Genomic DNA, 6,845 nt, shown 5'->3' with positions numbered 1-6,845 from the left:
CGTACGGGACCGGGCGGCGGTCCCGTACGGCCGTACGGGCGTCAGACGGCGGGCGCGTCCGGCGCGGTTCCGTTGCCGGCCTCGCCCTGGGCCTGGATCGCGGAGATCGCGACCGTGGTCACGATGTCCTGCACCAGCGCGCCGCGGGAGAGGTCGTTGACGGGCTTGCGCAGGCCCTGAAGGACCGGGCCGACGGCCACGGCGCCGGCCGAGCGCTGGACGGCCTTGTAGGTGTTGTTGCCGGTGTTGAGGTCGGGGAAGATCAGCACCGTGGCCTTGCCCGCGACCTCCGAGCCGGGCAGCTTGGTCTTGGCGACCGCGGCGTCCACGGCGGCGTCGTACTGGATCGGGCCCTCGACCTTGAGGTCCGGGCGGCGCTCGCGGACGATCTCGGTGGCCTTGCGCACCTTGTCGACGTCCGCGCCGGACCCGGAGGTGCCGGTGGAGTACGACAGCATCGCGATCCGCGGCTCGACGCCGAACTGCGCGGCGGTCGCAGCGGACTGGATGGCGATGTCCGCGAGCTGCTCGGCGTTCGGGTCGGGGTTGACCGCGCAGTCGCCGTAGACGAGGACTCGGTCGGCCAGGCACATGAAGAAGACCGAGGAGACGATCTGCGCGCCGGGCGCGGTCTTGATGATCTCGAAGGCCGGGCGGATGGTGGCGGCGGTGGAGTGCACCGCGCCGGAGACCATGCCGTCGGCCAGGCCCTCCTGGACCATCAGCGTGCCGAAGTAGGAGACGTCGGTGACCACGTCGTGCGCGAGCTCGACGGTCATGCCCTTGTGGGCGCGGGCCTTGGCGTAGATCTCGGCGAAGCGCTCGCGCAGCGGGGAGGACTGCGGGTCGATGATCTGCGCCTGCGCCAGGTCGATGCCCAGCTCGCCGGCGCGCCTGCGGATCGCGGCCTCCTCGCCCAGGAGCGTGAGGTCGCAGATGTCGCGGCGCAGCACCACGTCGGCGGCGCGCAGCACGCGCTCCTCCGTGCCCTCGGGCAGGACGATGCGGCGGCGCGCGGAGCGGGAGCGCTCGATCAGCTCGTGCTCGAACATCATCGGGGTGACGCGGCTGGAGCGGGCCACGGCGATGCGGTTCGTCAGCTCCGCGGTGTCCACGTGCCGCTCGAACAGGCCGAGGGCCGTCTCCGCCTTGCGCGGCGAGAACGCGTCCAGCTTGCCCTCGATCGCGAACAGCTCGGCCGCGGTCGGGAAGGAGCCGCCGGGCACCGAGACGACCGGGGTGCCCGGGGCCAGCCGGTCGGCGAGGGCCAGGATGTCCGGGCCCGGCTTCTCGTCCAGGGTCAGCAGCACGCCGGCTATCGGCGGGGCGCCGGCGCTGTGCGCGGCGAGCGCGCCGACGATCAGGTCCACCCGGTCGCCCGGCGTCACGACCAGGCAGCCTTCGGTCAGGGCCGGCAGGAACACCGGCAGCATGGCGCCGCCGAAGACGAAGTCCTTCGCGTCACGGGCGAGGCCCGCGTCGTCGCCGAGCAGCACCTCGGCGCCCAGCTTGCGGACGATCTGCGCCACGGTCGGCGCGGACAGCCCGGCCTCCTCGGGCAGGGTGTAGCAGGGGACCGGCAGGCTCGCCGACAGGCGCTCGCCGACGGCCTCGCGGTCGGCCGGGGCGACCCGGTTGACGACCAGGGCGACGACGTCGCAGCCCAGGGCCTCGTAGGCGCGGTAGGCGTTGCGCGCCTCGGCCCGCACGGACTCGGCTGTCTGGTCCTGACCCCCGACGACCGTGATCACCGAGGCGCCGAACTCGTTGGCGAGGCGGGCGTTGAGGGCCAGCTCGTCGGGGAGCGTGGAGCCCACGTAGTCCGTGCCGAGCACCAGCACGTACTCGTAGTCGCGGGCGACCGCGTGGAAGCGCTCGACCAGCCGCGAGACCAGCTCGTCCGTGCCGCGCTCGGCCTGCAGCGCGGAGGCCTCCGCGTAGCTCATGCCGTGGCCGGACCCGGCGGACTGCCCCAGCCGGTAGCGCGAGCGCAGCAGGTCGAAGAGGCGGTCCGGCCCGTCGCCGTGGACGAGCGGGCGGAAGACGCCCACCCGGTCCACCTGACGGGTCAGGAGCTCCATGACTCCCAGCTCGATGACCTGGCGCCCGTCGCCCCGGTCGGTCCCGGTCACGTACACGCTGCGCGTCACGCGTGCTCTCCTTGCTCCATCGCCGTGTTCTTCGGTGTGGTTCTGCGGTGTGTCTTCGCCGTGTGCTTCGGCTTAAAAATTACCCGTTATGGTGGGCTTGACCTCTTGACAATACCTGCGCCCCTGGATAAGGCGCGCGTCAGCAGGCGGCAGTGCTCGCAGGAGCGGCGGCCGGCGGCCGGCGCGGCCCCGGGGTGCGTCGGTACCCGTCGGACCGTGAAACAATCGGCCCGGCTCACATGTACCATCCCCTTACCTCCGGTAGGGGGGACCCCAGAGCAGGAGACACAGCACGCGATGCGCATCGGAGTTCTCACCGCAGGCGGCGACTGCCCCGGCCTGAACGCTGTCATCCGCTCGGTGGTGCACCGCGCGGTCGTCGGCCACGGTGACGAGGTCATCGGCTTCGAGGACGGCTTCAAGGGCCTGCTCGACGGCCGCCACCGCAAGCTCGACCTGGAGGCCGTGAGCGGCATCCTCGCCCGCGGCGGCACCATCCTCGGCTCCTCCCGCCTGGAGCGGGCCCGGCTGCGCGAGGCCTGCGAGAGCTCCAAGGAGCTCGCCCGCGAGTACGGCATCGACGTCCTCATCCCGATCGGCGGCGAGGGCACGCTGACCGCCGCCCGGATGCTGTCGGACGCGGGCCTGCCGGTCGTCGGCGTCCCCAAGACCATCGACAACGACATCTCCTCCACGGACCGCACCTTCGGCTTCGACACCGCCGTCGGCGTGGCAACCGAGGCGATCGACCGCCTCAAGACCACCGCCGAGTCCCACCAGCGGGTGATGGTCGTCGAGGTCATGGGCCGCCACGCGGGCTGGATCGCCCTGGAGTCCGGCATGGCCGGCGGCGCCCACGGCATCTGCCTGCCCGAGCGGGCCTTCGAGGTCGACGACCTCGTGAAGATGGTCGAGGAGCGCTTCGCCCGCGGCAAGAAGTTCGCCGTCATCTGCGTCGCCGAGGGCGCGCACCCCGCCGAGGGGTCGATGGAGTACGCCAAGGGCGCCATAGACCAGTTCGGCCACGAGCGCTTCGCCGGCATCGGCACCAAGCTCGCCGCCGAGCTGGAGAAGCGCCTGGGCAAGGAGGCCCGCCCGGTCATCCTCGGCCACGTCCAGCGCGGCGGCACGCCCACCGCGTACGACCGCGTCCTCGCCACCCGCTTCGGCTGGCACGCCGTCGAGGCCGCCCACCGCGGCGACTTCGGCAAGATGACCGCGCTGAAGGGCACGGACATCACGATGGTGCCGATCGCCGACGCCGTCACCGAGCTCAAGCGCGTCCCGGAGAGCCGGATGGACGAGGCGGAGTCGGTCTTCTAGACGGCTTCCTCCCTTCTTCCCACGTGAGGCCCTCGTCGACCCCGGTCGGCGAGGGCCTCACTGTTGTGGTGAGGCATGCCACGCTTTGATCCTTGTGCCGGAAATCTTCCGGTTGGGTGTGCCGGGCGTGCAAGGTTCTCCCGTGGTGGACGGGTCGGGGCTGCCCCTTTCCAGAAGACCTCTTTATTAAATACGGCCTCATATTGGCTCTATCGCGCTACATGTCCGGCTCTTCCCGAAGATCTGTTACGTTCATGATCATCTACGCCGGTCGGGGGGTCGGGGGAGCTCGACGAGCTGGACCTCCTGGTCGGAAGGAACGTTTCTTCTGAAGGGGGACCCGGGTGTCCGACCTCACCCGCCGCCGCGTGCTCGGCCGTACCGCCGCCGCTGCCGCCGCCATCGTGCTCGCCGGACCGGCCGCGCAGGCCTTCGCCGCCGAGAACGAGCACGACCACCACGGCCACGAGGCCGGTGGTCACCGGCCGTTCGACGAGATCTACGAGGGCCGCCGCATCGAGGGCCGGCTCACCTCCGGCAGCGGCGGCCACCACGACTTCGGCATCGCCGTCTTCGTCGACGGCCGCCCGCTGCACATCATGCCGCGCGGCAACGGCTGGATCAGCGTCATGAACCACTACGAGGTCTTCGCGTCGCCGCACGAGGTGACCCGCGCCGCCGTGCGGGCGCTGCGCGGGGCCCGGCTCGTCTGAGCCGCCCGACTCGTCACCCGATCCCGTTTCCGTAAAGGGCCACATCCTCATGGCAGTTCGCAAGAACCAGGCAAAGCTCACCAAGGCCGAGCGGCGCGACTTCGTCGAGGCGCTGCTGGAGCTCAAGCGCCGCGGCGGCTACGACAAGTACGTCGAGATCCACGACCGCTTCGTGATGAGCGACCTGGACGACCAGGAGCGCACCGGCCACGTCTCGCCGTCGTTCCTGCCCTGGCACCGCCGGTTCCTGCTCGACTTCGAGCGGGACCTGCAGTCCGTCAACCCGGCCGTGACGCTCCCGTACTGGGACTTCACCGTCAACCGCTCGCTGTCCGACCCGATCTTCGCCCCCGACTTCCTCGGCGGCAACGGCCGCGAGCGCGACGCCCAGGTCATGGACGGCCCGTTCGCGTACGGCGGCGGCCGCTGGCCGATCTACTTCAAGGCCGACGAACGCCCCTTCCTGATGCGGGAGATGGGCCGCAGTGCGTCCACGCCGCAGCTGCCCACGGCCGCCACGGTCGAGGCCGCGCTGGCCGCCCCGTACTACGACGAGGCGCCCTGGAACTCCACCTCCAAGGCCGGCTTCCGCAACCTCGTCGAGGGCTGGGCGAACGGCAACACCGGCCCGCACAACACCGTGCACCGCTGGATCGGCGGCCACATGAACACCGGCATGTCGCCCAACGACCCCGTGTTCTGGCTGCTGCACTGCTTCATCGACAAGCTGTGGTCCGACTGGCAGCGCCGCCACCCCAAGGCGCCCGCGTACCTGCCGGTCGAGCCGGTCAAGGACATCGTCGCCCTCGACGAGCCGATGAAGCCGTGGAGCGAGAAGGGGCAGCGGGTCACCCCGGCCGACATGATCGACCACCGGAAGTTCTACGCGTACGACACGGACGCGGCGGCGGCGTAGCGCCGGGGGCGCGGCCGCCCCGGCCGCCGCGCCCTATCCCGCGTCGCGCAGTGTGCGCAGGATCCGCTCCAGCGCGCGCCGGTCCGCCGCCGAGAGGCGGCCGCTGACGTGCGTGCGCAGGTGCGCGAGGTGCTGCTGCAGCGCGCGGTCCAGGGCTTGCTCGCCCTTCTCCGTCAGGACGGCGAGCGCGGCCCGGCGGTCGTCCGGGTCCGGGTCGCGGCGGATCAGCCCCGCCTCCTCCATCCGGTCCGCGAGCCGCGTGAAGCCGCCGGAGCTGAAGGCGACCGCGGTCGCCAGGTCGCTCATCCGCAGGGCGTGCCCGGGCGTGCGGCCCAGCCGCAGCAGCACCTCGAACCAGGTGTCCGGGACCCCGAGGTCCTCGTGGACCAGGGGCTTCAGGCGGGTGAACGCCTCCACGAACAGTCCGTACAGCGTCACGTCGTCGTCATGCAGCATGTGCTCCTCCACCTCATCAGGGTCCCAGACGTCGTCCGCAGCGGCAGAACCTGCTCTTGCAGTATCTGCGACGGCAGACATATTGTCTGCAGCGGCAGATATTGCTGCTGCCACGGATCTCGGATTCGCGGATCTCGGATTCACGGATGCCGGATCGCAGACCACCGATCGCAACAGGCTGGAGCACGACCATGCGCAAGCGCACCCTTCCCGCCCTGGGCCTCACCGTCGCCGCGGCCGGCGTCATCGGCGCCGCCCTCGCCGTCAGCCCCGCCACGGCGGGTGCGGCCACCGCCTCCCCGGCCGGCCCGCGCTCGATCACCATCGAGGCCGTCGAGAAGGGCACCTCGGTCAACTTCGTCGACGTCGCCCCGTCCGACTCCGCCCTCGGCGACCAGCTGATCGGCACCGGCGACCTCGTCGGCGCCGACGGCCGCAAGCTCGGCACCAGCAGCTTCCAGGGCATCTCCACCGACGCCAAGCCGCGCACCGCCGAGATGCTGACCTTCGTCTACGACCTCGGCGACGGCAACAAGATCACGACGTCGGGCCACGCCCGGCTGAACGCCCAGGGCCCGGTCTTCGACGAGCAGTTCGCCATCACCGGCGGCACCGGCAAGTACAAGAACGCCCGCGGCCAGGTGCGCGTCCTGCAGGAGACCGTCGAGCAGGCGAAGGTCACCTTCGACATCCAGCTGTGACCGCGGCCCGGCCGTGACGGCCGGGGACCGCTGCCCTCGCCCCGCCAACCCCGCACCCTGGGAGAACCCCGCATGAACACCCCCGCCGCCTCCGCCACCCCCGTCACGATCACGGTCCTCGGTGCCACCGGCATGGCCGGCAGCCGCATCGTGGACGAGGCGCTCACCCGCGGCCACGCCGTCACCGCCGTCGCCCGCCACCACGACGAGCAGGCCCCGGCCCGCGACGGCCTGCAGCGCGTGAGCGCCGATGTCGCCGACCCCGTCCTGCCGCTGGAGGCCGCGGACGTCGTCGTCAGCGCGCTGCCCGCCCGCGTCGCCCTGCCGCTGCTGCCCGAACTGACCGCCCGCGCGGCCGGCCGCCGCCTGCTCTTCGTCGGCGGCGCCGGCAGCCTGCGCCTGCCGAACGGGGAGCGCGTCATCGACCAGCCCGGCTTCCGCGAGGAGTGGAAGCCGGAGGCGTCCGCGCACGTCGAACTGCTCGACGCGCTGCGCGCCCTGCCGGCGGACGTCGACTGGACCTTCCTCAGCCCCTCCGCGCTCTTCCTGCCCGGCGAGCGCACCGGCACGTTCCGCCTCGGCGGCG

The 6,845-nt window shown here is 71.8% G+C and carries 7 protein-coding genes; 5 read left to right on the top strand and 2 right to left on the bottom strand.

What is annotated here, in order from left to right; translation table 11 throughout:
- Window positions 1–41 precede the first annotated feature (41 nt).
- Window positions 42–2,150, bottom strand: coding sequence for a phosphate acetyltransferase (pta, locus tag ACSNOG_RS31220; RefSeq protein ID WP_436756072.1), 2,109 nt, complete (start codon window positions 2,148–2,150; stop codon window positions 42–44).
- Between the two features lie 297 nt (window positions 2,151–2,447).
- Here pta and ACSNOG_RS31215 point away from each other — a divergent pair, with 297 nt between their 5' ends.
- From ACSNOG_RS31215 to ACSNOG_RS31205, 3 genes are all read left to right on the top strand, one after another.
- Window positions 2,448–3,473, top strand: a complete 1,026-nt coding sequence (locus ACSNOG_RS31215; protein WP_436756071.1) for an ATP-dependent 6-phosphofructokinase — start codon at window positions 2,448–2,450, stop codon at window positions 3,471–3,473.
- Between the two features lie 344 nt (window positions 3,474–3,817).
- Complete coding sequence (melC1, locus tag ACSNOG_RS31210) at window positions 3,818–4,186, top strand: apotyrosinase chaperone MelC1 (RefSeq protein WP_436756070.1); 369 nt, start codon at window positions 3,818–3,820, stop codon at window positions 4,184–4,186.
- Window positions 4,187–4,235: 49 nt separating this feature from the next.
- Window positions 4,236–5,102: a tyrosinase family protein gene (locus tag ACSNOG_RS31205; protein ID WP_436756069.1), complete on the top strand. Its 867-nt coding sequence runs from the start codon at window positions 4,236–4,238 to the stop codon at window positions 5,100–5,102.
- A gap of 33 nt (window positions 5,103–5,135) precedes the next feature.
- Here the strand turns inward: ACSNOG_RS31205 and ACSNOG_RS31200 are convergent, their stop codons facing one another.
- Complete coding sequence (locus ACSNOG_RS31200; protein ID WP_436756068.1) at window positions 5,136–5,558, bottom strand: MarR family winged helix-turn-helix transcriptional regulator; 423 nt, start codon at window positions 5,556–5,558, stop codon at window positions 5,136–5,138.
- Between the two features lie 191 nt (window positions 5,559–5,749).
- On the opposite strand from ACSNOG_RS31200, the gene ACSNOG_RS31195 reads away from it, so the two are divergent.
- Both ACSNOG_RS31195 and ACSNOG_RS31190 read left to right on the top strand, forming a co-directional pair.
- Window positions 5,750–6,259 (top strand): allene oxide cyclase barrel-like domain-containing protein, encoded by a 510-nt coding sequence (locus ACSNOG_RS31195; RefSeq protein ID WP_436756067.1) that lies wholly within the window; start codon window positions 5,750–5,752, stop codon window positions 6,257–6,259.
- A gap of 72 nt (window positions 6,260–6,331) precedes the next feature.
- On the top strand, window positions 6,332–6,845 hold a 514-nt coding region (locus tag ACSNOG_RS31190), incomplete at its 3' end, for an NAD(P)-dependent oxidoreductase (protein WP_436756066.1).

Origin of the sequence: Streptomyces sp. URMC 124 (assembly GCF_051386455.1) — a bacterium.
Lineage (GTDB): Bacteria > Actinomycetota > Actinomycetes > Streptomycetales > Streptomycetaceae > Streptomyces.
This window is presented reverse-complemented; position numbering and strand designations above follow the sequence as displayed.